Here is a 1,477-nt window from a genome sequence, read left to right as displayed (position 1 = left end):
CACGTGGTAGAGCACCACCAGCAGCACCGCCACGAACCGCAGCCCCTGCACCTCCGGACGGAACCCCGAGTACCGGGACGGCCCGGTGCGCGGGCGGGCGCCGGCGGCGGCGCCGGACGGACCGGGGGAACGGTCGAGCGAGGTGGTCACGGGGTCTCCAGGGCGTGCGGGGGGGGTGGGGGGAAGGGGTGGAGCGAGGGACCGTCAGAGCGTGACGCCGTCGGTGGCCAGGGCCTCGAGGAGACGCCGGCCGAAGATCGGGGCGGTGGTCTCGGAGTAGACGCGGCTGAGGTGGTCGTCGTCCCAGTAGACGTAGACGTTGCCGATGACCGGCGGACACTGCCCGCCCGGGCAGATCAGGTCGGTCAGGTCCATGGCCGAGTACAGGGGCAGCTCCTCGGCCAGCGGCGCCGCAGGGTCGGGGGTGCCGACCATGGGGTGGCCGAAGGTGCAGCCGGGGTCGTCGGCCCCGTCCCGCACGGCGCACTGCGCCGGCGCCTCCGGGAAGCGGGGGGTGTCACGGATCCCGACGACGGGCACGCCGGCGCCGGTGAGCTCCCGCACCCGGTCCTCCAGCCCGGGCCGGGTGAACTCCCGCTCCGTGTCGGTGAAGGTCGACTGGACCAGGACGAGCCCGGGGTCGACCGCCCCGAGCATGTCCTCGGCGCCCTCGAACCACGCCCGGCAGCTCGCCGATCCCGGCTGGTCCTCCGCGGAGGCGTAGAAGCAGCCCGGCTGGATGTAGGTCAGGACCCGCCAGCCCCGCTCCTCGGCGAGGGGGCGCAGGGCCGGCAGCCAGTGCTGGAGGTGGCTGTTGCCCACCACGAGCACGGTCTGCCGGGCCTCCTCCTGGGGCACGCTCTCGTGGCAGAAGCGGCGGTAGTCCTCCGGGAGGCCGACGTCCTCGGGGCAGGGCGTGCCGAGGGAGGCCGGCTGCTTCGGCAGGTCCTCGGGCAGGGGCAGGGTGGGGGCGTCCGGGTCGCCGCGGAACTCGAAGCCGGGCTCGAGGGCCGCGGCCCCGGGGTTGTTGCGGTCCGCGTCGGCCAGGATCTGCGCGGTGCGCCGATCCTCGACCTGCTGCCAGGCCAGCACCGGCACGGCCACCAGGGCCAGGCTCACCGCCACCGACACCGCCAGCCGCCGCTTGGACCGCTCCGGCCACGCCCAGCGCTGGAACGGGCGCTCCACCAGCTTCGTGGCCAGCACCGCCAGGGCCAGGGAGACGAGGATGATGACCACCCCCGAGCGGGGTCCGGCCATGGGGCGGTCCCGCAGCACCAGGTAGGTGATCAGCAGCGGCCAGTGCACCAGGTAGAGGGCGTAGGAGGCGTCCCCCAACCGCACCAGCGGGGCCGAGGCCAGGATCCGGTCCAGCCCGAACGGGGAGCCCGAGCGCCCGGCGACGATGATCGCCGCCGCCGAGGCCAGCGGCCACAGCGCGATCCACCCCGGGAACGCCCCCTGCACATCCACCAGC

1 protein-coding gene is annotated in these 1,477 nt (G+C 74.9%); it reads right to left on the bottom strand.

Annotated elements, in window-relative coordinates; translation table 11 throughout:
- Positions 1–204 precede the first annotated feature (204 nt).
- Positions 205–1,477 (bottom strand): acyltransferase family protein (locus tag GMA12_RS19165; RefSeq protein WP_162459256.1); only part of this gene is annotated, 1,273 nt, incomplete at its 5' end.

Origin of the sequence: Kocuria sediminis, from assembly GCF_009735315.1 — a bacterium.
GTDB lineage: Bacteria > Actinomycetota > Actinomycetes > Actinomycetales > Micrococcaceae > Kocuria > Kocuria turfanensis.
The sequence above is the reverse complement of the archived record's forward strand: the minus strand, read 5'-3'. Positions and strand labels throughout refer to the sequence as shown.